The organism is Nisaea sp. (genome assembly GCF_039990255.1).
Taxonomy (GTDB): Bacteria; Pseudomonadota; Alphaproteobacteria; order Thalassobaculales; family Thalassobaculaceae; genus Nisaea.
The window spans coordinates 385,912-408,456 of the sequence record NZ_JBDXGG010000004.1 but is presented as its reverse complement, the minus strand read 5'-3'; the positions used below and the strand labels follow the sequence as shown (position 1 = coordinate 408,456).

The following is a 22,545-nucleotide window of genomic DNA, read 5'->3' as shown; positions in this document are numbered from 1 at the left end:
GCCGTCCGTCCCTAGAGGATGCTCTGACCGGTTTTCGCCCAGTCCTTCAGGAAGGCATCGAGACCTTTGTCGGTGAGAGGGTGATTGTACAGACTGCGCAGCACGGCCGGTGGCAGCGTGGCGACATCCGCGCCGAGCTTGGCCGCTTCGATGACATGCTGCGGGCCACGCACGGAGGCGACGAGGATTTCCGTGTCGAAATCGAAGTTGGCGTAGATATCCGCAATATCCGCGATCAGGTCCATGCCATTGATGCCGATATCGTCGAGACGGCCAACAAAGGGCGAGATGAAAGCGGCACCGGCCTTGGCAGCCAGCAATGCCTGTCCGGCGGAGAAACAGAGGGTGACATTGACCGGAATGCCGTCGTCGCTCAGCGCCTTGCAGGTTTTCAGGCCATCGACAGTCAGCGGCACCTTGATGGCGATGTTGTCAGCCAGCTTGAGCAGCAGCGCTGCCTCTTTCATCATCGTCTCGTGGTCGGTCGCGGTGACTTCCGCGCTGACCGGTCCGTCGACGACGTCGCAGATTTCCTTGATCACTTCGAGGATCGGGCGCCCGGACTTGGCGATGAGCGACGGGTTGGTCGTCACCCCGTCCACGAGACCGGTGGCGGCCAGATCCTTGATCTCCGTAACATCCGCTGTGTCGATGAAAAACTTCATGTCGTCCTGTATCCTCGGCAGGTGATGAATCCGGGCCTCGTATGGCCGAATCGACGAAGCGAGTCTAGCTCATACAAGGGACCGGTGCCAGTGACGCTGGGGTAACGTCACCGGCTTTTCACGGAACTGCAGGAAACAGGGGCCGGAAAAAGGGGGCGTGGGTCCGGGCTGGTCAGATCAACTTCTTGCCGTTCGCGAAGACCTGTTTCCAGATCAGTATCTGAACGGATTTCCGCAATCCGGTCGACCAGAACGGATCCGTATGGAGCAGTGTCTCGACCGTCCCTTTGTCCGGAGCTTCGACAACCCAGAGCCCGCCCGAGCCAGCACCCAAGACGGGCAGGGGGCCTGCGGCCTCTATTCGGTCCCGGTTCTCTTCGAGGAAGTCGAGATGGGCAGGCATGTACCTCTGCCGGATTTCTGTGCTGGCAGCCGGGTTGTCTTCAAGCAAAACGGCGAACTTCATGAGTGGTTCCTCGTTACGGGCGTCGATTTCCCGATAATGAAGATGCGATTGAGAGAATTGAACATGTATATTTGCGGTTCTAAGGTGCATTTATGCAGATAAGAAATTGGTACGACCTGCAAATACTGGCAGCGGTGCGGAGCGGTGGTTCGATTGCGGCGGCGGCACGTCTGTTGGGTATCGACCAGACCACCGTCGGTCGTCGGCTCAACGCCTTGCAGGAGGGAACCGGGGTCAATCTTCTGGTTCGGACTGGTGATCGGCGCCTGGTGCTGACACCTGCGGGCGAGGAAGTCGCGGAACGGGCTCTTGCAATGGAGCGGGAAGCGATTGCCGCGTCCGCGCTCCTCGGGGAACAGCGGCAGCGGGTGGCGGGAACGGTCAGGCTCACCGCCGTTCCGATGCTGGTGAACCGGATACTCGCTCCGGCGGCAGTACCGCTTCTCTCCGAGCATCCGGATCTTACGCTTGAACTGATTCCGGAGAACCGGGACCTCAGCCTGACCCGGCGCGAGGCAGATCTGGCACTGCGCATGGCGCGGCCGGAAAGTGGCGGCAGCGCCGTAAAGATCCGGAAGCTCGGTGCTTTGCGCTATGACGCCTACGGCCCGAATGGAGGGGCGACTGATACGCCTGCCCCATGGATTCTCTTCGAGGATGCAATGGCGCACCTGCCGCATGCCCGCTGGCTTGAGCGCCGTGCCCGGCGGGATGGACAAGGTGCGGGCGGCTTAAGGGTCGGTGATGCGGAAACGGCTCTGGAAGCTATTGCTGCTGGATTGGGATGCTCGATTCTCCCTGCCATGATCGCCGATCAGGACCATCGGCTCGCGGCTATCGCCGTTACAGGGGCGGAGCCGTTGCCGGAGCGGGAGGTCTGGCTGCTTTCGCATGCCCGTCAGCCGAATGCGGCAGCAATCGGTGTTGTCACGGCCTGGCTGGAAGGGTTGTTCCGGTCCTGACGGAGTCACGTCTTGCCGGTACAAAACCGAGACCGTTGCGGAGAGCCAAACACCTCGCCACACTCCGCCCATGTCCGATCTGTTCCCTGATGAGTCCCGCCGTATCCAGGTGTTGATTCCGCTGCCGCTGGCCGGTCCCTACGACTATCTGGCGGACGCGGAGATGGCGTTGCAATGCGGCAGTATTGTTGAAGTACCACTTGGAAATCGCCGTACCACGGGGGTGGTGTGGGCGCTCGATGTCGCCGAGAATCCGGATGGCGGCCAGGTGGCGCGAAGCCGCCTGAAACCGGTGATTCGCGCCCTGCCGGTACCGCCGTTGCCGGAAGCGATTCTGAAGCTGGTGGACTGGACGGCTTCCTACACGCTGACCGCCCAGGGCGCCGTATTGCGCATGGCCATCAGCGTGCCCGATGCGTTCGAGCCGGCAAGGCCGGTCACGGCTTATGCCGCGCTTTCCGGCGGGATCGAGGCAGTGGAAGCGCAGGGGCTGCGACTGACGCCGGCACGGCGCCGGGTGGTGGAGTTGCTGGCGGACGGGCCGCCGCGTACAGCGCGGGAGATCGCGGATGAGGCCGGTGTTGGCACATCCGTTGTGAAGGGATTGGCGGAAGCTGGGGGGCTGGCGAGTGTCGCCCTGCCGGCGGATACGCCCTTTCCGGAGCCCGATCCGGACTTGCCGCGGACAACGCCGCTCTCGGACGAACAACAGAAAGCGGCTGATGCGCTGTGCGAGGCGGTCAGCGCTGAGAGCTTCGCGCCGGTGCTGCTTGATGGTGAGACAGGGGCGGGCAAGACAGAAGTTTATTTCGAGGCGGTCGCGACCGCACTGCGCATGGGCAGGCAGGTGCTCGTGCTGCTGCCGGAAATCGCGCTCTCGGCGGAGTGGCTGAACCGGTTCGAGGCGCGCTTCGGCGTGCGTCCGGCGGAATGGCACTCCGAGCTGAAGCCGCGCCGGCGCCGTCACACATGGCGCCAGATCGCCGAGGGCAAGGTCCGGGTGCTGGTCGGCGCCCGTTCGGCCCTCTATCTACCATTTCCGAATCTCGGTCTGATCGTGGTCGATGAGGAGCACGAATCCGCTTACAAGCAAGAGGAAGGCGTGATCTATCACGGCAGGGACATGGCCGTGGTCCGGGCCAGCCTGACTCCCTGTCCGATCGTGCTTGTGTCCGCGACACCCGCGCTGGAAACCATGCGCAATGTAGAGAATGGCCGCTATAGCCAGCTTCGTCTGACCGCGCGGCATGGTGTCGCGACCTTGCCGTCGGTGGAGCTGGTCGACCTGCGCCGCCATCAGCCCGTGCGGGGCCGCTGGCTATCCCAGCCGCTGATCGAGGCGATGACGGGTGCTCTTGCTGCTGGTGAGCAGTCGCTGGTCTTCCTTAACCGCCGGGGCTATGCACCACTCACGCTTTGCCGTGCCTGTGGACACCGACTGGAGTGCCCCAGTTGCTCGGCCTGGCTGGTCGAGCATCGTTTACTGGGCCGGTTGCAGTGTCATCATTGCGGTCATAGCGAGCGATTGTCGAAAACCTGTCCGGAATGCGGAGCTGAAGAAAGTTTCGTTGCCAGCGGCCCTGGCGTGGAACGGATGGCAGAGGAAGTCGCGGCTGTTTTCCCCGACGCCCGGTTTCAGATCGTCTCCAGTGATACCCTGCAAGGGCCGGCGGCGGCGGCCGAGTTCGTCCGCAGTGTGCGGGCGGGTGAGGTGGATATTTTACTCGGCACCCAGATCGTGGCCAAGGGTTATCACTTTCCTAAACTGACTGTGGTGGGGGTGGTTGATGCGGATCTCGGCCTTGCCGGTGGAGACCTGCGGGCGGCGGAACGAACCTACCAGTTACTGCATCAGGTGGCGGGCCGGGCTGGCCGGGCGGAACATCCGGGCCGGGTGCTGCTGCAAACCCATCAGCCGGAGAATCCGGTGCTGAAGGCGATCGCGGCATGGGACCGGGATGGCTTCCTTGCCGAAGAGGCCGCGGCACGTGAACAGCAGGGAATGCCGCCTTTCGGACGCCTGGCCGCGATCATCGTCAGTGCGGCGGATTCAAACCAGGCGGATATGGTGGCCAGCCGGATCGGCCGGGCGGCGCCGGATTTCGACGGCGTCTCCGTGCTCGGCCCCGCGCCGGCCCCGTTGGCATTGCTCCGCGGAAGGCATCGCCGGCGCCTGCTCATAAAGACCCGGCGCGACGTCAATATCCAGGCAGTGCTGCGCGATTGGCTAGGTCGCGTGGAGGTTCCGAATTCGGTGCGCGTGGCGGTGGATATAGATCCCTATAGTTTCCTCTGAGCCGCGCGGCCGTCCGGGCCGCGCGGCCGTCCGGACTGCGTGGTCCACCCTGCGAGAACCGGCAACCCACCGCTTGCACGGTCTGAACCTCTATGCTAGAGAACCGCCGCGCTTGGCGGAAACTGCCGTCGACGAGGGTTTTTATTGGTCAATATTCGCCGATAAACGGTGCACTTCCGAAACGGTGCCCGGCAAACGGCGATAATATCTGGAATGAGGCGTTCCCTGGTGGCTTCCGAAACGACAGGCTTGGCCGGAAGATATGCTTCCGCCCTCTATGAGCTGGCGGAAGGGGAAAAGGCTTTGGATGCCGTTGCAGCGGATTTGAAATCCTTGCGGCAGGCTCTGATCGAAAGCCCGGACCTCTCTCGCTTGGTGCGTTCCCCGGTTCTGACGCGGGCAGATCAGACGCGCGGTATTGCGGCGGTGCTGGAAAAGATGGGAGCGCATGCGCTGACCCAGAAATTCCTCGGTACCGTTGCATCCAACCGCCGTCTTTTCGCGATGGACGCAATGATCACTGCTTTTCTGGCTCAGCTTGCCGCCCGGCGCGGCGAAGTGACGGCCGATGTGACCTCTGCAATCGAGCTTAGCGAAGCACAGCTTGCCGATATCTCCGATGCCCTGAAAAAGGCTGTCGGACAGAAGGTCTCCGTTAATCTCTCTGTCGATCCGGCTTTGATCGGCGGGCTGATCGTGCGCGTCGGTTCGCGCATGATCGACAATTCAATCCGTTCCAAGCTGCAGCGCTTGCAGCTTGCCATGAAAGGTGTTGGCTGATGGATATCCGCGCCGCTGAGATTTCTTCGATTCTGAAGGAACAGATCGCGAATTTCGGTACCGAAGCAGAAGTGGCCGAGGTCGGCCAGGTTCTCTCCGTCGGTGATGGTATCGCCCGCGTCTATGGTCTGGATCAGGTCCAGGCTGGTGAAATGGTCGAGTTCCCGGGCGGTATCCGGGGCATGGCGCTGAACCTTGAAGACGACAATGTCGGTATCGTTATCTTTGGTGACGACCGTTCGATCAAGGAAGGCGACACTGTCAAGCGGACCGGTGCGATCGTGGACGTTCCGGTCGGCAAAAGCCTGCTGGGTCGCGTTGTCGACGGTCTCGGTAACCCGATCGACGGCAAAGGCCCGTTGGAAGATGTCGAGCGCAAGCGCGTTGAAGTCAAAGCGCCGGGCATCATGCCGCGTAAATCCGTGCATGAGCCGATGCAGACCGGCCTCAAGGCCATCGACAGCCTGATCCCGGTCGGCCGTGGCCAACGTGAGCTGATCATCGGTGACCGTCAGACCGGCAAGACCGCTATCGCCATCGATGCTTTCATCAACCAGAAGGCCGTGAACGACGCCGCAGGTGACGACGAAACCAAAAAGATGTTCTGCATCTACGTTGCGGTCGGTCAGAAGCGCTCCACCGTCGCACAGATCGTGAAGACCCTGGAAGACTACGGCGCGATGGAATATTCCATCGTCGTGGCCGCCACCGCTTCCGAGCCGGCGCCGATGCAGTACCTGGCGCCGTATACCGGCTGCACCATGGGTGAATTCTTCCGCGATAACGGTATGCACAGCGTTATCGTGTATGACGATCTTTCCAAGCAGGCCGTTGCCTATCGCCAGATGTCCCTGCTTCTTCGTCGTCCTCCGGGGCGTGAAGCATTCCCGGGTGACGTTTTCTATCTGCACTCCCGTCTTCTTGAGCGTGCAGCTAAGCTGAACGACGATCAGGGTGCCGGTTCCATGACTGCGCTACCGGTTATCGAAACCCAGGCTGGTGACGTTTCCGCTTACATTCCGACCAACGTGATTTCCATCACCGACGGTCAGATCTTCCTCGAGACCGAACTGTTCTACCAGGGCATCCGCCCGGCCGTGAACGTTGGTCTCTCGGTCAGCCGTGTTGGTTCTGCCGCCCAGATCAAGGCGATGAAGCAGGTTGCCGGTTCCATCAAGCTGGAACTTGCCCAGTATCGTGAAATGGCTGCCTTTGCACAGTTCGCGTCGGACCTCGACCCGATCACGCAGAAGCTGCTCGCTCGCGGTGCTCGCCTGACCGAGCTGCTGAAGCAGCCGCAATACTCTCCGCTGACGGTGGAAGAGCAGGTCGCTGTGATCTATGCCGGTGTGCGTGGCTATCTCGACGAGCTGCCGCTCGGCGATGTTACCCGCTTCGAGCAGGCCTATCTCTCGGAAATCCGCGCCAAGGGTAAGGATATCCTTGAAGCGATCCGTTCCGAGCAGGCGCTGACCGCCGATATCGAAGAAAAGCTGAAGGCATTCCTCAGCGGCTTCGTCAAGACCTTCGCCTGAGGATCGGCAGCTAGCGAGCAGAGCGAGGAGCATACATGGCCACCCTCAAGGACCTGAAGATCAGGATCAACAGCGTCAAGTCGACGCGGAAGATCACCTCTGCCATGAAAATGGTCGCGGCGGCTAAACTCCGTCGTGCCCAGGAACAGGCGGAAGCCTCCCGGCCCTATGCCGCGCGGATGAACCGGATGATTGCATCGCTGGCAGGCGCCGCGACGCAGGCCGGTGGTCCGAAGCTGCTGTCGGGAACCGGTCGTGACGATATCCACCTTCTGGTGGTGTTCACGGCAGACCGGGGCTTGTGTGGTGGTTTCAACAGCACGATCATCCGGGCGGCGCGCCAGCGCGTTCGTGCGCTTCGTGGTGAAGGCAAGACGGTCAAGCTGTTTTGCGTCGGTCGTCGTGGCAAGGATGCCCTGAAGCGCGAGTTCGGCGATATCATGGTCGGTTCCGTTCAGGACGTGACCCGCAAGGGCGTGGCTTTTGCTTCGGCCGACGAGTTGGCGGCTCAGATCTTGAAGATGTTCGAAGGCGAAGATTTCGACGTCTGCAGCCTGCTGTTCAACCGCTTCCAGTCGGCGATGACCCAGATCATCACCAACCAGCAGATCATTCCGGCAAGTGTGCCGGAGGTGGAAGATGATTCGTCCGCTTCCGAGAGCGGTGCTCTCTATGAGTACGAGCCGGACGAAGAAGCCATTCTGGCTGCGTTGCTGCCGCGTAACGTTGCGACGCAGATTTTCACCGCTCTGCTGGAAAGCAATGCCAGTGAACATGGTGCCCGGATGACCGCGATGGACAATGCCACGCGGAACGCAGGCGACATGATCGACAAGCTGACGCTGAACTACAACCGGGCGCGTCAGGCGAACATTACTAAGGAACTTATCGAGATCATCTCCGGTGCCGAGGCCGTTTAGGCCGCACTGAAGACACTCTCGATCGAATGGAATTAACGAGGATCCGGATATCCCGGATAGAGGTTTGGAGCTGACTTATGGCTAAGAATGCGACAGGCAAAGTCACACAGGTAATTGGCGCCGTTGTCGACGTTCAGTTCGACGGCGAGATCCCGGCCATCCTGAACGCCCTGCATACAAAAAATGGCGACAATCTGTTGGTTCTGGAGGTTGCTCAGCACCTCGGTGAGCGCACGGTTCGTACGATCGCCATGGATGGAACAGAAGGCCTGGTACGTGGCCAGCCGGTGGAAGATACAGGCTCTCCGATCCTGGTCCCGGTTGGTCCGGAAACCCTGGGCCGGATCATGAACGTGATTGGCGACCCGGTTGATGACGGTGCGCCGGTTGTTACCAAGACGAAATCCCCGATCCACCGTGCTGCGCCTGATTTTGCAGAGCAGTCGACAGATGCGGAGATCCTGGTCACTGGTATTAAGGTCGTCGATCTGCTCGCACCGTACGCCAAGGGCGGTAAGATCGGCCTGTTCGGCGGCGCCGGTGTTGGCAAGACCGTTCTGATCATGGAACTGATCAACAACGTCGCGAAAGCGCACGGCGGTTATTCCGTGTTCGCGGGCGTTGGTGAGCGGACCCGTGAAGGTAACGATCTCTACCACGAGATGGTTGAATCCGGCGTTATCGTGCCGGACGGCGAAGGCTCCAAGGCTGCCCTCGTCTATGGCCAGATGAACGAGCCGCCAGGTGCCCGTTCCCGTGTCGCGCTGACCGGTCTGACCCAGGCCGAGTATTTCCGCGACGAAGAAGGCCAGGACGTGCTGTTCTTCGTGGATAACATCTTCCGTTTCACGCAGGCAGGCTCCGAAGTGTCCGCGCTTCTCGGTCGTATCCCGTCGGCGGTGGGCTATCAGCCGACCCTGGCGACCGATATGGGTATGCTGCAGGAACGTATCACCACCACCAAGAAGGGCTCGATCACCTCGGTTCAGGCTATTTACGTGCCGGCCGATGACTTGACTGATCCGGCACCTGCCACGTCCTTCTCGCACCTTGACGCGACCACGGTTCTCAGCCGTCAGATTGCCGAACTCGGCATCTACCCGGCTGTTGACCCACTTGACTCCACCTCCCGGATGCTTGATCCGCGGATCATCGGTGACGAGCATTACGAGATCGCCCGTTCGGTGCAGGAAGTGCTGCAGACCTACAAGTCCCTGCAGGACATCATTGCCATTCTCGGCATGGACGAACTCTCGGAAGAAGACCGCCAGACCGTGGCTCGCGCCCGGAAGATCCAGCGTTTCCTCTCCCAGCCGTTCCACGTTGCCGAAGTCTTCACCGGTTCTCCTGGCAAGCTCGTGTCTCTCGAAGACACCATCAAGGGCTTCAAGGGCATCATTGCCGGCGAATACGACGATCTTCCGGAAGGCGCCTTCTACATGGTCGGCACCATCGAGGAGGCCGTCGAGAAGGCCAAGAAAATGGCGGCGGAAGCGGCTTAATTCAGGCCGCCTAACGGAGTGGAGCCATAGACATGGCCGAGACGACACAGTTCGAGCTGGTATCGCCGGAAAAGCTTCTCTACTCGGAAGCGGCCGAAATGGTCGTGGTACCTGGTACGGAAGGGTATTTTGGTGTGCTGCCGCGCCACGCGCCGATGATCTCGACCCTCGAGCCCGGTGTGATCGATATCCATCAGAACGGCTCCGTCGCCGAACGGATCTTCGTTGCCGGCGGTTTTGCCGAAGTAACGGAGACTCGCTGCACGGTGCTGGCCGAAGAGGCTCAGGTGCTGAAGGATGTCGACACGGCCAAGGTCGATTCTGAACTTTCCGACCTGCGGGACGATCTGAAAGATGCGACGACAGACCTCGAACGCGAGCGGATCGAGAGTCGGATCAAAATTCTGGAAGCACTTCGCGCTGCTGCCGAATAAGTTACCGGGTCAAAACACTGATATAACGAAACGGTCGACGCTTGCGTCGGCCGTTTTGCATTTGGAGTTGCGCGGAAGAGGGAGGCTTACCAGCCGAGTTTTTCCTCGTTGGCCTTTTTCTTTCCGTTCTCGACACGTGCTTTCAGCTCGTGATCGATTTCGTCGGTCTGCCAGGAATGCATCTGGCTGACGATCCTGACCCGTGCCCGCTCGACTGAGGACTGAGCGTCGAACGCATCGCCATGCAGCTCTTTGTATGGCAACACGGGCAGATGCCACAGGATGTGTATGATTGCGCGTTCCAGCCCTGCTTCACCGCCGATCAGATGCCTGTTCTCGAACGCGTCGAGCCAGATGGATACAAGATCGTCCCAGCCGTCCAGCCCATAGGCGACTTCCCGCCTCAGCTTTTGTAGCTTGGTGACTGAGTTATTCACCTGTGAGAACATGCCGGCGATGCTGGCCAGAAGTGTATCAAGGGTGACGATTCGCTCGCTGACATAGCCGATTGTTTGATCCACCACTCTGAGGACAAGACTGACTGAATCAGCCACCTCGGGCCGGGAATCGGATGCATAGATCTGCAGTGAGCCCCGAAGCTCCAGTAGACGGAGATGCTGGCGGAAAAGAAAGCCGTCCGCTTTCTTTTCCTGGTCGGATGCAACAGAGCCAAATGGTGCAATGAGGCCGACCAGCGGTTCAAGCCAGTCCCGGACTTCGTCGACGGTGCAGCCGGCGCGCAGTGCCGTGTGAGACATTACCTTGGAGACCAGCTCCTCCATCCGAAAATCGGAGACGGCACTTTTGCCGGTCATCAAATTCAGCAGGGTTTGTGTACTCGCCCGCGCCATGAAGGCATCGCCTTGCGCCACACCGCATTCGCGTGTCATTTGCGCGATGCAGGACATCCGGACGATCTCTTTTTCCTCAAGGTCGCGTTGCGCCTGCTCACGGGCCAGACGGCGGCGTACTTCGTCCGGGTTATAGGCAGCATCGGCCTGCTGCAGGATGGAACGGATATTGAGCGGATCGAGATCCTGCGCGTTTCGTGTGCCTAGTATCCTGCCGTGAACCTCTTCGTCACGCTCGGACAGGACGCCCATGCTGGGGAGCTGCTTCCAGTCGACAATGGCAAATTCTCCGCGACGGGTACCGGAGAAATTCGGGATCGTCGCTTCCAGCAAGCGCCCACGTCCGCCGAGATACTCGCGCACACGGAGATGGTTGAACGCCGGTACGGATACAAAGGGGACACAAGTCCCGCGACGTTCGAATGTTTGTGGGAGGTTGTTGGCGGCCCCGGACATTATGTAATCGGCCTTATGCTATGCTCAACCGGTGGTCGAAATTTGTGTGGAAACGTCACGCTCGCAGCTGACGGTCTGGACCAACCCTATCAGTCCAGCGGCTGAAGGCAAGGAGACTAGCTAGCGTAATAAGAAATGGGCGAACCGGTCGAGCGCGGCCTGATAGACGGGGCGCTTGAACTCCACAATCAGGTGAAGAACCTCATCGCTATTAGCCCAGCGCCAAGCATCGAATTCTACAGTGTGGGCGGACAGATCAATATCTCCGTCAACACCGGTAAAGCGGGCCAAGATCCATTTTTGCTTCTGTCCGCGATACCGCGATTTAATTCCCTTGCGAACGGCTTCGGGCGGAAAATCGTAGGTAAGCCAGTCCGGTGTCATGTCGATCACCTCACAGGCCGTGACACCGGTCTCTTCAGCGAGTTCGCGCAGGCCGGCCTGCAGCGGGTCCTCGCCATCGTCTATGCCACCCTGGGGCATCTGCCAGGCAGCGGGCTTCATATCCGAACGGCGGCCGATAAATATTTTGCCTTCGTCATTGATCAGGACGACCCCGACGCAGGGACGGTAAGGGAGAGCGGCGGGTTCAGTCGCCATAAGTGGCATGGTCCATTCTATATGTGTCTAGCGCAGGCTTTGCTTGTTCGCGATGGATGTAGCAGGCACCAGTGTGAAGCCGCGCTCGGCAAGCGTTGCGGACCAGGATGCCAAGAGGTCGATCGTCATGGGCAGGGGAGGAACGACACCGAGCGCATATCCTGTGCGTCGGGCGGTCCGCTCCAGGGCGGCGAACCGCCGCTCCATTTCCGAAATAGCCGGATTGTCGTCTATATTCGCATTCGCCACGGCGCGGGGAAGCTGAATGGAACCTGCGATTTCCAGCGCGATTGTCCGTGAGGTCGCGGCACTGTCCACATACATCAAACCGCGCTCCTTCAGGACCGCGAGGACTGGTGTCAGCGCTTCTTCATCAGTGGTGAATTGAGATCCCTTGACACCGATCACGCCGGCATAGCCGACAGTCCGGCCGAGCGCAGATTCCAGACGGTTGAGATTGTCGACAGCACTGAGCGAAGTGAGCAATGTAAAAGGACCGGGATCGTTTATCGGATATCCGAAAGGCTCCATGGGAATATCGAGAAAAATCTCATGTCCCGCCTGCTGCACCATTGCGACCTGGTCGTCCAGATCGCTCGCGGCGGGGGAGAAGGAGAACGAGATTTCGGGGCTGAGAATTTCGGCGGCGGCCTCCGTGAGAGAGTGGGACACACCCATCCGGGTCATGATAATGGCGATCCGGGGAAGCTTTGTATCTCCGTCAAAGGGGCGGGCATAAGTCTCCCATGCCTTGCGCCCGTCGGGAGCGACCATCGGGAGCATGCCTTTCTCGGTTTCCTCGGTAAGCGCCAGTTCGAACCGCGGGCCTTTCTGCTCTTCCGGTGCGGTCTCATGACCGGCCGGGTCGGCACCTTGGGTGTCCTGTCCATTCGGACCCATACCATCTTCTGGCTGCCCATGGCCGTCACCCTCATCGCTGGCCATAGCGTGATCGTCGCCGTGATTGTCGGGCTTTGGCGAGGGCTTATTGTCGAGGCTTGTATTCGGTTCCGGAGAGGCACCGTCTTCTAAAACGGAGACTTTAAGGAACGGCCGACGGGCCTCACGCTCGGCGACGGTTTCCGGGCCGTTCACCACCAGCCATCCGACGACGGCACCGAGGCCGCCGATTACGGATATGCCAAGCACCGCCGTCCCGGCTATGCGCAGGATTCCGACAATCCGGCGGGTCTTCCGCGGCGGACTAGCGTTGCCTGCGGTATCGTCTTCAATGCCATCTACCGGGGTCCGTTTACGAAACGGCAGTCCCGGCAGCTTCAGGCTTATCTTTGGTATGGGTAGTTTCAATTCACGATGCGCTGTTGGTAAAGGTCAATGCCCCGCAGCAGATCGATGGCCCGGGCGAGCTGGTAGTCTTCCTGCTCGGGATTTGTCTCTGCCGTGTCGTCAGTGGCTTCTGGTGCGCCTTCCGGCTTACTGTCGCCGTTGCCTGCCGGATTGTTCAGCGCGCCGCGCAAGTCGGCTTCACGGCGTCCCCGTCCGTTATCGAGTTTTTCGATCCTGGCCAGCGGTACGTCGATGTCCGGCTCGATGCCCGTTTGCTGGATGGAGCGGCCGGACGGCGTGTAATAGCGCGCCGTTGTCAAGCGCATGGCAACCTGGCCGGAAAGTGGGATGATCGTCTGGACCGACCCCTTGCCGAAGCTCTTGGTACCGAGAAGGATCGCGCGGCGATGGTCCTGCAATGCGCCGGCGACAATTTCGGAGGCCGAAGCCGAACCGCCATTGATCAGCACAACGAGGGGTTTGCCGTCGGTCAGATCGCCGGGCTTGGCATGAACGCGGGACGCGTTCTCCGGATCGCGGCCGCGGGTGGACACGATCTCGCCCTGCTCAAGGAAGGCGTCGGATACCGTGATTGCTTCGTCGAGTAGGCCGCCCGGATTGTTGCGCAGATCGATCACGTAGCCGGTGAGTTCGTCACCCTTCTCGGCCTTGATCTTGTCGATCGCCTTGCGCAGACCGGAAGTGGTCTGTTCGTTGAAAGTCGTGATCCGGATATAGCCGACATCGTCGATCATCCGGGAGCGAACAGAGCGGATCTTGATGACCGCACGGGTAAGCGTGACGTCGAACGGCTCTTTTGTGCCGCGCCGGATGGAGATGGTCAGATCGGATGCCACCGGGCCGCGCATCTTTTCGACTGCCTGGCCGAGGGTCAGGCCCATGACCGGCTCGCCGTTGAGATGGGTGATCAGGTCGCCCGGCTCCAGTCCGGCCGCCGCCGCCGGTGTGTCGTCAATCGGGGAGACGATCTTGACCAGGCCGTTTTCCATGGAAACTTCAATGCCGAGGCCGCCGAACTCGCCCTTGGTCTGCACCCGCATATCGCGGAAGCTCTTGGAATTGAGAAAGCTCGAATGCGGATCGAGCGAGGTCAGCATACCGTTGATGGCTGCTTCCATAAGCTCTTGATCGGTCACTTCCTCAACATATTCGGAGCGGACACGCTCGAACACGTCGGCGAACAGCTTGAGCTGGTCGTAGGTGTCATGTGTCGGTTGCAGCTGCGCCTTGGCATCTTCCGATGGCGGCACGAACAGCAATGCGGCCGCGGCTACGGCACCAACCAGAGCAGCTCTGGTCCAGAATTTCGTCTGACGGATCGATTTCATCATCGCCTTACCTTGTTCGTGCGCGCGGACCACCATGGTAACGGATCGATCGGGGCACCATTGTGGCGAAACTCCACATACAGCCCCTCGGATCCGTCTGCACTCGTCCCAGCATCTCCCATGCGAGCCACAGGCTCGCCTGCAAGCACGCCCTGCCCGACCTGAACATCGACCAACGACATACCTGCCATCAAGGTAAGGTAGTCTTGGCCATGTTCAATCATCACAATCTGACCATATCCGCGAAATGGTCCGGCATAAATGACTTTTCCGTCAAAAGGGGCAACGACTTGCGCGTTTTCGCGTGTCGCGATCACAACCCCCTGTTCGGTCAGGCCCAGCCGGTTCGCGATACCGTATCGCTGGCTGATTTTACCTGCCGCCGGATAGGTCAGCCCGCCCTTGCTCGCGCCAATCTTCGGGCCAGTTGGCAGATCAGCCACAAAATCAGGTGAGATTGTCACCACTTTCGAGGCCAAAGGTTTGGTGCCCGCCGGTGCGGCGCCCGGTGCCACGGCGCTCTCACTGGACGGTACGGCATCTTTCTGGACCATCGAATCCAACCGGGCCCGTGCTTCATCTCCAGCCGCCTTGTGGCGTTCTATTTTCTGCATCAGGTCGCGCAGGTCCCGGGCCGAGGCGGCGAGCGCATTTAGTCGGTCGACCACGGCGGATCGTTCCTTGGCCATCGATCGCCGTGCTTCCTGTTTCTCCTTGAGCAGAGCGGCGACGGTTGAGCGTTCGCGGTCCAGCGCGCTTGTCGCGGCTGCAAGGCGTCGTTTCTCATCCATGATCCCGCGCTCGACAGCTTCATGTTGGGCAATCTCGGTTGCGAGTTGCCGGGCGTCCCGGCGCAGTGTCGGTGCGAGGGAGCTGAGAAGCATGGCCGTGTGCACAATGTCGAGTGGATTGGCGGGAGACGCGACCATGGCGACCGGTGGCCGGGCAGCCAGACGGCGGAGGGCGCCAGATACCTGGGCGAGCTGTCGCTTCTTCACCCCGAGAGTTCCCGCGCTCAGTGTTCGCTTGCTGTGGAGTTCGGCAAGTTTTCGCTCTACCGCGGTCAGTGCCGCTTCGCGCTCCTGCGTGGCCTCGGCGGCCTGAACCAGTGCGTGCCTCAGGCGTTGCAGCTCCTGCTCCACGCTGTCTGCGAGCGCGTCCAGGTCACGCTTGCGCGCAGCTCCGTTTTGCAGCGCCTTCTCTACCTGATCGAGGTTTTGGTCCAGAATTCCCGCTTCGGGAAGCGGCTCTGCGCTGTGAGCCGGTATGGTCCCAAAAAGTTGGCTTGCCATATTAAGCACGGCGAGAGTGATCAGCACCCGGCCCGCCATGCCGCGTTTGATTCTCGTGATGCAGGTCATGGAGCGCGGGTCATCGCGTGCGCCGCCGCTACTCTGCGGCGCCGTCGGCGCTGGTGCGCAACATGGAGGTGCCGGTCATATCCGACGGCTGGGCCAGCCCAAGCAGATCCAGCAGGGTCGGTGCCACATCTGCAAGGCGGCCTGTTGCCAGACTCGTAATTCCGGCTGGGGCGTTGACCAGAATAGTCGGCACCAGATTGGTGGTGTGTGCCGTATGCGGACCGCCGTTTTCCGGGTCCTGCATCATTTCGCAATTGCCGTGATCGGCTGTCAGGAACATGCAGCCTCCGGTCTTGCGCAGAGCCGCTTCGGCCTTGCCGATAGCGCAATCCACGGTTTCCACGGCCTTGATTGCCGCTTCCAGACTGCCGGTATGGCCGACCATGTCCGGGTTGGCGAAGTTGCAGACGATCAGATCGTATTTGCCGCTCTCGATGGCACCGACCAGTTTCTCTGTCAGCTCTGGCGCGGACATTTCCGGTTGCAGATCGTAGGTCCGGACTTTCGGTGAGGGCACCATGATCCGGCTTTCACCCTCGAACACGTCCTCGCGGCCACCATTCAGGAAGAAGGTGACATGGGGGTATTTCTCGGTCTCGGCCATGCGGAGCTGGGCAAGGCCTGCATTCGAGACGGTCTCGCCGAGGGTGTTGTTCAGGTCCAGCGCGGGGAACAGCACGGACAGGAACGGATCAAGGGCGCTGGAATAGCTCACCATACCTGCGGCAGCGGCGAATTTAAGCGGGCGTTTGCGGGTGAAGCCGCTGAATGCGGGATCGAGTAGGCTGGCCAGAATTTCCCGCATCCGGTCGGCCCGGAAATTGGCGGAAAGCAGAACATCGCCATCCTTCACGCCGTCATAGCCCGGCATTGCGGCCGGAGTGACGAACTCGTCGGTCTCACCGGCGGCATAGGCCCGGTCAATCTCGGCCAGAGGATCGGAGGCAGTATTTCCTTCCGCTTCCGCAATGACCTTGTAGGCCTGCTCCACCCGTTCCCAGCGATTGTCGCGGTCCATAGCGTAGAACCGGCCTGAGAGTGTGGCGATTTTCGCGCCGTCAGGAAGCTCGCCCAGTAGGCGTTCGATATCGCTGCGGGCACTTTTCGGCGGCGTGTCGCGGCCATCGAGGAAGGCATGAATCAGAACTTCGATCCCGGCATCCGTCAGCACCCGGGCGAGTGCGGCGATATGGGATTGATGCGCATGCACGCCGCCCGGCGATGTGAGACCGAGCAAATGGCAGCGCCCGCTTCCGGCTTTTGCCTGATCTATCAATGCCTTCAGCGCAGGTATACTCGCGAGGCTGCCATCGGTAACGGCCTTGCTGATGCGCGGTAGGTCCTGCATGACCACGCGTCCGGCGCCGAGATTCATGTGCCCGACTTCGGAATTGCCCATCTGCCCGTTCGGCAGGCCGACATCGCCGCCGCTGGCACGCATGAATCCGCTCGGCTCGGCGGCTGTCAGACGGTCGACATTAGGGGTGTTGGCGAGGGCCACGGCATTGTGGTCACTCTCGGCACGCTGTCCCCAGCCATCCATGATGCACAAGACGACGGGACGCGGTTTGTTCTGATGTTTGATCATAGCACCGGTTTATACAGAATTAGAGGCCCCTGGTCATCCCGGTGATCGGGGATGATGCCGGTCATTCCCGATGGTAAGGATGCCCTGCCAGGATTTGCTGTGCCCGGTAAAGCTGCTCGGCGATCATCCCGCGAACCAGCATGTGCGGCCAGGTTGCCCGGCCGAGCGAGAACAGCAGATCCGCACGGTTGCGCACGCGATCATGGTGCCCGTCCGCACCGCCGATCAGGAAAACAATGTCGCGGATACCGTCATCGCGCCAGGTGCCGATTCTACTTGAAAATTCCGCACTCGAAAGCGTCTTGCCCCGCTCGTCCAGCGCCACAGCGATGGCGCCGTCCGGCACAAGGGCCAGGAGCTGCATCGCCTCTTCCTCCTGCAATTGTTCGGGCGGAAGTTTGCGTCTTATATCGACTTCGCGGAGCTCCAGCGGCCAGGAAAGGCGCCCTTTGTAATGTGTAAACAGATCCGAATGGACGTCACGACGGCCTTTGCCGACCGCAGCGAGGGTCAGTTTCATGGATGTTTTCCGTGACTGGGCGATATCGAAGCGGGCGCCAGTCCGTGCTGTCAGCGCCGCGCCACCCGTCAGTCATCTGTTCAAGCTTAAGCGTGGGCAGCTTCCCGCGCGTCGTCCATGTCACCGATCTGGACTGTTCTGCCGCTGTCAGCGGGCTCGTTGCCCCACATTTTTTCAAGCCCGTAGAATTCTCGGACTTCCGGGCGGAACAGATGCACGATGATGTCGCCGGCATCGACCAAAACCCAATCTCCCTGCGAGAGACCCTCTACCGAGATTCCCTTAATTCCGGCGGATTTCAGTTCTTCGATGAGATGTTGCGCCATGGCGGCGACTTGGCGGGTGGATCGCCCGCTTGCGATGAGCATGGTATCGCAAATCGAGGTTTTGCCTTCGAGGTCGATAACGACCAAATCCTCGGCCTTAATATCGTCGAGCGAGCGAGAGGCCAGATCGACGAGGCTTTCCCGTGAAGGGAGAGCGGTTTTTTTCGGTATGACTGTCTCCTTTCGCGCCAGTGGCGCTAAGCCGAACAAATATTGCGGTGCCGTTAATCCGGAACGGCGCCAGTTTCTAGCACATGTCAGGGTAAGCGTCCGCCTGTCTTACTGTCCCGCCTCATACCGGATGCGGGTAGCGGACAACGGATTAAGCGGGGTGTGAAAGAACACCCACGCCGGTGCCCGTCGATTGCGAAGCAGCGAACCGGAACGTTCCCGTGTACGCATTCTGGCAAAACGGCGGGCCGCCGGACCCGACAAGGCCCTTAGAGAATAGGATGGACGGTCGAAAACTGCAATGACGACACTGTTGAAGATTTGTTGCCACTCCGCCCAGCGATGAAAGCCGATCAGATTATCCGCCCCCATGACCCAAATGAACCGTGTGTCCCGGGCATTGTCTACCAGGGCGCAGAGCGTGTCGGCAGTGAAATGCGTGCCGAGCAGAACCTCTATATCCGTCACCCGTATCCTGGAGTGATGCCGTGCGAGTTTCTCGGCGGAAGCCTTGCGTTCGGCGAACGGCGCCATCTCATCCGGGCTTTTCAGAGGGTTTTGCGGTGAGACCATCCACCAGACCTCGTCCGCCCGCAGCTTGCGCAGGGCATAGAGTGCGACGTCGAGATGGCCTTTGTGCGCGGGATTGAAAGACCCGCCCATGACCGCGATCGTCTTGCCGCGTGCGGCGGCAAGGAAACGGCGGGCCTTGGGATTTCTGATCATGACATGGTGCCGGTGCAACTCTGCTGCCCGCTCACGGGCGCGTCTGGCCCGTTCCGGTCACGACATATTTGAAGCTGGTCAATTGTTCCGCCCCGACCGGTCCCCGTGCATGCAACTTGCCAGTGGATATGCCAATCTCCGCGCCCATGCCGAACTCGCCACCGTCGGCGAACTGGGTCGAGGCGTTATGCAGCACGATGGCGCTATCCACGTGGGCGGCGAAGCGGGCAGCCGCTGCGTCGTCATCGGTCACGATGCTGTCCGTGTGGTGCGAGCCGTAACGGTTGATATGGTCGATTGCCGCATCAACACCATCAAGCACCCGGACCGAGAGAATGGCGTCGAGATACTCGGTGGACCAGTCGGCTTCCGTCGCTTCTTGCATATCCGGAACGATTTTCCGAGCGGCCGCGTCGCCCTTGAGCTGGCAGCCCGCTTCCCGAAGTGCAGCGGCGATGCCAGGGAGTTGGTCTACCGCGACTTTTCCATCGATCAACAGCGTTTCGGCGGACCCGCAAACGCTGGTCCGGCGCATTTTCGAGTTCAGCACGATATCGCGCGCCATGGCCGGGTCCGCCGCCGCGTCGACATAGACATGGCAGACACCGTCGAGATGGGCGATGACCGGAATCCGGCTTTCCTTTTGCACCCGCTCTATCAGGCTCTTGCCGCCACGCGGCACGATGATGTCCACGCTGTCGTTCATGGTCAGCAGTACGCCGACCGCCGCCCGGTCGCGGGTCGGGATCAATTGCACCGCAGCTTCCGGCAGACCGGCTGATTTCAGGCCCTGATGCAGGCACGCGACCAACGCGTTCGAGGAATGGAAGCTCTCCGATCCGCCACGCAGGATCGCCGCGTTGCCCGATTTCAGGCAAAGGCTGCCAGCATCCGCCGTCACGTTCGGGCGGGATTCGTAAATGATGCCAATGACGCCGAGCGGCACCCGGACGCGGGCGATTTTCAGCCCGTTCGGGCGGTCCCAATCGGCCATCACGCCGCCGATCGGATCGGGCAGCGCGGCGACGTCTTCCATGCCCTGAGCGATGGCTTCGATCCGGCCCGCATCCAGTTTCAGGCGGTCCATCAGGGAGTCTCGGACGCCTTTTTCTTTCGCGAAATCAAGGTCTTTTGCGTTCGCGGCCAGGATTTGAGGCTGGGACGCACGGATTGCATCGGCAGCACCCTGAAGCGCCGCTTTTTTTTGTTCCGCTGTCGCAATGGCCAGAGCTGCGGCGGCTTCACGCGCGGCCGCACCAAGGCTGGACATCATCCCGGCAATATCGCCGTTATCTGCGCTGTCGATCTCAAGAATGGCCATGGGTCCATCCGCTCCCCAATGTCTTCCGGTGCGCGCCGGTCAGCGTTCAAGCACCAGATCGTCCCTGTGGACCAACTCGTCCCGGCCACGGTAGCCGAGGACCCGCTCTATTTCACGGGATTTGTACCCGGCGATGCGCTTGGCGTCCGCCGCACCATAGGCCGAAAGCCCGCGTGCAACCGGTCGCCCCGCCGGATCAAGGATTTCCACCAGATCGCCGCGCTCGAAACTGCCGCCGACCTTAGTGACGCCTGCCGGGAGCAGGCTCTTGCCTCGGTTCAGCGCTTTCAGGGCACCTTCATCAAGTGTGAGAGAGCCTTTTGGTGTGAGGGAGCCCGCGATCCAGTTCTTGCGAGCGCCGCGCGGTGTGGTCGCCGCCGCGAACCAGGTCACAGGCGCTCCGTCGCTGATGGCGCGGAGCGGATGCGGCGCGTAGCCTTTGGCGATGGCCATGCGGCACCCGGCAGCGGTGGCGATTTTCCCGGCGGCAATCTTGGTCACCATACCGCCTGACGCGTGATCGCTGCCGGCGGTCCCTGCCATGGCTTCGATCTCTGCATCGATATGCTCGACGAATGGAATATGAGCGGCAGCGGGATCGCGGCGCGGGTCGGCGGTATAGAGGCCGTCAATGTCGGAGAGCAGGATCAGTGCATCGGCGCTTACCATCTGGGCGACGCGGGCGCCGAGTCTGTCATTGTCCCCGAATCGGATTTCCTCGGTTGCGACTGTATCATTCTCATTGACCACGGGCACCGCGCCGAGACCGAGCAGGGCGGTCAGCGTGGAGCGCGCATTCAGATGGCGCCGCCGTTCTTCCGTATCGTCGGGGGAGAGCAGAATCTGCGCGACCGTTATACTGTGCCGTGCCAGTGCTTCCTGATAGGCGTGGGCCAGCTGGATCTGGCCCGTCGCAGCGGCGGCCTGTTTCTCTTCGAGCTTCAGAGGGCCCTTGGGCAGACCGAGATGGCGCCGACCGACGGCAATGGCGCCAGAGGAAACGACGAGCACCTGCTTGCCGCGCGTCTTCAGGTCCGCGATATCGTCGGCCAGCGAGTTCAGCCAGTCGCGCCGGACCTCGCCGCCGTCTTCATCGACCAGCAGGGCAGACCCGATCTTGACGACGATCCGTTCGGCATCGTCCAGACCGGCACTCTTCAGAAGTTCGGTACCGTCGGGACTCATACGGGTGACCAGCCGGCTCCAGTCTTGCCGGTTTCTTCGGAGGCTTCTGTTTCGTCTTCAGGCTCGGAGAAATCGGTGTCGTCCTTGGCCGCCGCGTCCTTACGCGCACGGCGCGCTTCCTGAACGGGCCCGATAAGGGCAGAAAGCGCAGAATCGAGGCCAGCACCGGATATCGCTGAAAGGGTGATCACCTCGCGGCCGATTTCCTCCTGCACCATGTCGATCAGGACCGGAATGTCTTCCTCGGGTACCGAGTCAATCTTGGACAGGGCGACGATTTCCTGCTTGTCGGAAAGTCCTCCGCCGTAATCCTCAAGCTCCTGGCGCACCGTGCGGTAGGCCGCAGCCGGATCGTTCTGCGTGGCATCAACCAGATGCAGCAGCACAGCGCAGCGCTCGACATGGCCAAGAAAACGGTGGCCGAGCCCGGCTCCTTCGGATGCGCCCTCGATCAATCCCGGAATATCCGCAATGACGAACTCGTCCTTGCCGACCGTGGCGACGCCGAGACCTGGATGCAATGTGGTGAAGGGGTAATCCGCAATCTTCGGGCGGGCCCGCGTGACGCTGGACAGGAAAGTCGATTTTCCGGCATTGGGCAGACCAACCAGCCCGGCGTCGGCGATCAGTTTCAGGCGCAGCCAGACCCACATCTCCTCGCCGGGCCAGCCGGGGAGGGACTTCCGTGGAGCCTGATTGGTCGAGGTTTTGTAATGGGCGTTGCCGAAACCGCCGTCGCCGCCCTTCATCAGGACGATCCGTTCACCGACCTTTGTCAGATCGGCAATGACATGCTCGCGTTCGTCGTCAAGGATCTGCGTTCCGACCGGCAGGCGCAGCACGGAGTCGCCGCCGCTGGCGCCGCTGCGGTTACCACCGGATCCGGGACGGCCGCTGTTTGCCTTGAAATGCTGCTGGTAACGGTAGTCGATCAGGGTGTTCAGGCCGTCGACGCATTCAAGAATCACGGCGCCGCCGCGGCCGCCATCGCCGCCGTCCGGCCCGCCATATTCGATGAAAGCCTCGCGCCGGAAACTGACACAGCCGGGGCCGCCGTCACCGCTCTTCAGAAACACCTTGGCCTGATCGAGGAACTTCATCTCATGTCATCCAGTAATACCCGGCCCGGCCCAGCGATCCGGAATTGAGGGCGGAATTGGGGCCGGAATTCGGGCACGAAAAAAGGGAACAGCCAAAGGACCGTTCCCTCATCCGCAGCCATGACCCGCCCGAAAGCGGGTGAG

The 22,545-nt window shown here is 61.0% G+C and carries 21 protein-coding genes; 7 read left to right on the top strand and 14 right to left on the bottom strand.

Annotated features, from left to right (window positions below; translation table 11 throughout):
- Nucleotides 1-11: 11 nt before the first annotated feature.
- Together fsa and ABJ076_RS02650 are read right to left on the bottom strand one after the other, a co-directional pair.
- Nucleotides 12-665 carry a fructose-6-phosphate aldolase gene (gene fsa, locus ABJ076_RS02655; protein WP_348186607.1) on the bottom strand — a complete coding sequence of 218 codons (654 nt, stop codon included), beginning with the start codon at nucleotides 663-665 and terminating at the stop codon, nucleotides 12-14.
- 172 nt (nucleotides 666-837) lie between these two features.
- On the bottom strand, nucleotides 838-1,131 hold the full coding sequence (locus tag ABJ076_RS02650; RefSeq protein ID WP_348186609.1) for a YciI family protein: 294 nt from the start codon (nucleotides 1,129-1,131) through the stop codon (nucleotides 838-840).
- 92 nt (nucleotides 1,132-1,223) lie between these two features.
- On the opposite strand from ABJ076_RS02650, the gene ABJ076_RS02645 reads away from it, so the two are divergent.
- The 7 genes from ABJ076_RS02645 (at nucleotide 1,224) to ABJ076_RS02615 (ending at nucleotide 9,560) form a co-directional block, all read left to right on the top strand.
- Nucleotides 1,224-2,093, top strand: a complete 870-nt coding sequence (locus ABJ076_RS02645) for a LysR family transcriptional regulator (RefSeq protein ID WP_348186611.1) — start codon at nucleotides 1,224-1,226, stop codon at nucleotides 2,091-2,093.
- Between the two features lie 70 nt (nucleotides 2,094-2,163).
- A complete protein-coding gene (locus ABJ076_RS02640) occupies nucleotides 2,164-4,389 on the top strand; it encodes a primosomal protein N' (protein ID WP_348186613.1) in 2,226 nt (741 codons plus the stop codon).
- 228 nt (nucleotides 4,390-4,617) lie between these two features.
- On the top strand, nucleotides 4,618-5,169 hold the full coding sequence (locus ABJ076_RS02635; RefSeq protein WP_348186615.1) for a F0F1 ATP synthase subunit delta: 552 nt from the start codon (nucleotides 4,618-4,620) through the stop codon (nucleotides 5,167-5,169).
- Nucleotides 5,169-6,704 carry a F0F1 ATP synthase subunit alpha gene (gene atpA, locus ABJ076_RS02630; RefSeq protein ID WP_348186617.1) on the top strand — a complete coding sequence of 512 codons (1,536 nt, stop codon included), beginning with the start codon at nucleotides 5,169-5,171 and terminating at the stop codon, nucleotides 6,702-6,704. Before ABJ076_RS02635 ends, atpA begins: the two co-directional genes overlap by 1 nt.
- Nucleotides 6,705-6,739: 35 nt before the next feature.
- Nucleotides 6,740-7,624: a F0F1 ATP synthase subunit gamma gene (locus ABJ076_RS02625; protein ID WP_348186619.1), complete on the top strand. Its 885-nt coding sequence runs from the start codon at nucleotides 6,740-6,742 to the stop codon at nucleotides 7,622-7,624.
- 77 nt (nucleotides 7,625-7,701) lie between these two features.
- The gene (gene atpD / locus ABJ076_RS02620; RefSeq protein WP_348186621.1) at nucleotides 7,702-9,126 is read left to right on the top strand and encodes a F0F1 ATP synthase subunit beta; all 1,425 of its coding nucleotides are present in this window, start codon (nucleotides 7,702-7,704) and stop codon (nucleotides 9,124-9,126) included.
- A 32-nt stretch (nucleotides 9,127-9,158) separates the two neighbouring features.
- A complete protein-coding gene (locus tag ABJ076_RS02615; protein ID WP_348186623.1) occupies nucleotides 9,159-9,560 on the top strand; it encodes a F0F1 ATP synthase subunit epsilon in 402 nt (133 codons plus the stop codon).
- 86 nt (nucleotides 9,561-9,646) lie between these two features.
- Here the strand turns inward: ABJ076_RS02615 and ABJ076_RS02610 are convergent, their stop codons facing one another.
- The 12 genes from ABJ076_RS02610 to obgE all read right to left on the bottom strand — a co-directional run bounded on the left by ABJ076_RS02610 (nucleotide 9,647) and on the right by obgE (nucleotide 22,401).
- A complete protein-coding gene (locus ABJ076_RS02610) occupies nucleotides 9,647-10,867 on the bottom strand; it encodes a hypothetical protein (RefSeq protein WP_348186625.1) in 1,221 nt (406 codons plus the stop codon).
- A gap of 120 nt (nucleotides 10,868-10,987) precedes the next feature.
- Nucleotides 10,988-11,467 (bottom strand): RNA pyrophosphohydrolase, encoded by a 480-nt coding sequence (locus tag ABJ076_RS02605; protein ID WP_348186627.1) that lies wholly within the window; start codon nucleotides 11,465-11,467, stop codon nucleotides 10,988-10,990.
- Between the two features lie 27 nt (nucleotides 11,468-11,494).
- Complete coding sequence (locus ABJ076_RS02600) at nucleotides 11,495-12,775, bottom strand: divergent polysaccharide deacetylase family protein (protein ID WP_348186629.1); 1,281 nt, start codon at nucleotides 12,773-12,775, stop codon at nucleotides 11,495-11,497.
- A complete protein-coding gene (locus ABJ076_RS02595; RefSeq protein WP_348186631.1) occupies nucleotides 12,772-14,106 on the bottom strand; it encodes a S41 family peptidase in 1,335 nt (444 codons plus the stop codon). Before ABJ076_RS02595 ends, ABJ076_RS02600 begins: the two co-directional genes overlap by 4 nt.
- On the bottom strand, nucleotides 14,103-15,464 hold the full coding sequence (locus ABJ076_RS02590; protein ID WP_348186633.1) for a peptidoglycan DD-metalloendopeptidase family protein: 1,362 nt from the start codon (nucleotides 15,462-15,464) through the stop codon (nucleotides 14,103-14,105). The genes ABJ076_RS02595 and ABJ076_RS02590 overlap by 4 nt, the downstream gene beginning before the upstream one ends.
- A 28-nt stretch (nucleotides 15,465-15,492) precedes the next feature.
- Nucleotides 15,493-17,052: a 2,3-bisphosphoglycerate-independent phosphoglycerate mutase gene (gene gpmI, locus ABJ076_RS02585; RefSeq protein WP_348186635.1), complete on the bottom strand. Its 1,560-nt coding sequence runs from the start codon at nucleotides 17,050-17,052 to the stop codon at nucleotides 15,493-15,495.
- Between the two features lie 61 nt (nucleotides 17,053-17,113).
- Complete coding sequence (gene rlmH, locus ABJ076_RS02580) at nucleotides 17,114-17,572, bottom strand: 23S rRNA (pseudouridine(1915)-N(3))-methyltransferase RlmH (protein ID WP_348186637.1); 459 nt, start codon at nucleotides 17,570-17,572, stop codon at nucleotides 17,114-17,116.
- 86 nt (nucleotides 17,573-17,658) lie between these two features.
- Nucleotides 17,659-18,108, bottom strand: coding sequence for a ribosome silencing factor (rsfS, locus tag ABJ076_RS02575; protein ID WP_348186639.1), 450 nt, complete (start codon nucleotides 18,106-18,108; stop codon nucleotides 17,659-17,661).
- 69 nt (nucleotides 18,109-18,177) lie between these two features.
- On the bottom strand, nucleotides 18,178-18,795 hold the full coding sequence (locus tag ABJ076_RS02570) for a nicotinate-nucleotide adenylyltransferase (protein WP_348186641.1): 618 nt from the start codon (nucleotides 18,793-18,795) through the stop codon (nucleotides 18,178-18,180).
- 31 nt (nucleotides 18,796-18,826) lie between these two features.
- Nucleotides 18,827-20,116, bottom strand: a complete 1,290-nt coding sequence (locus ABJ076_RS02565; RefSeq protein WP_348186643.1) for a glutamate-5-semialdehyde dehydrogenase — start codon at nucleotides 20,114-20,116, stop codon at nucleotides 18,827-18,829.
- 39 nt (nucleotides 20,117-20,155) lie between these two features.
- Complete coding sequence (gene proB / locus ABJ076_RS02560) at nucleotides 20,156-21,301, bottom strand: glutamate 5-kinase (protein ID WP_348186645.1); 1,146 nt, start codon at nucleotides 21,299-21,301, stop codon at nucleotides 20,156-20,158.
- The gene (gene obgE, locus ABJ076_RS02555; protein ID WP_348186647.1) at nucleotides 21,298-22,401 is read right to left on the bottom strand and encodes a GTPase ObgE; all 1,104 of its coding nucleotides are present in this window, start codon (nucleotides 22,399-22,401) and stop codon (nucleotides 21,298-21,300) included. Before obgE ends, proB begins: the two co-directional genes overlap by 4 nt.
- Nucleotides 22,402-22,545: the final 144 nt, after the last annotated feature.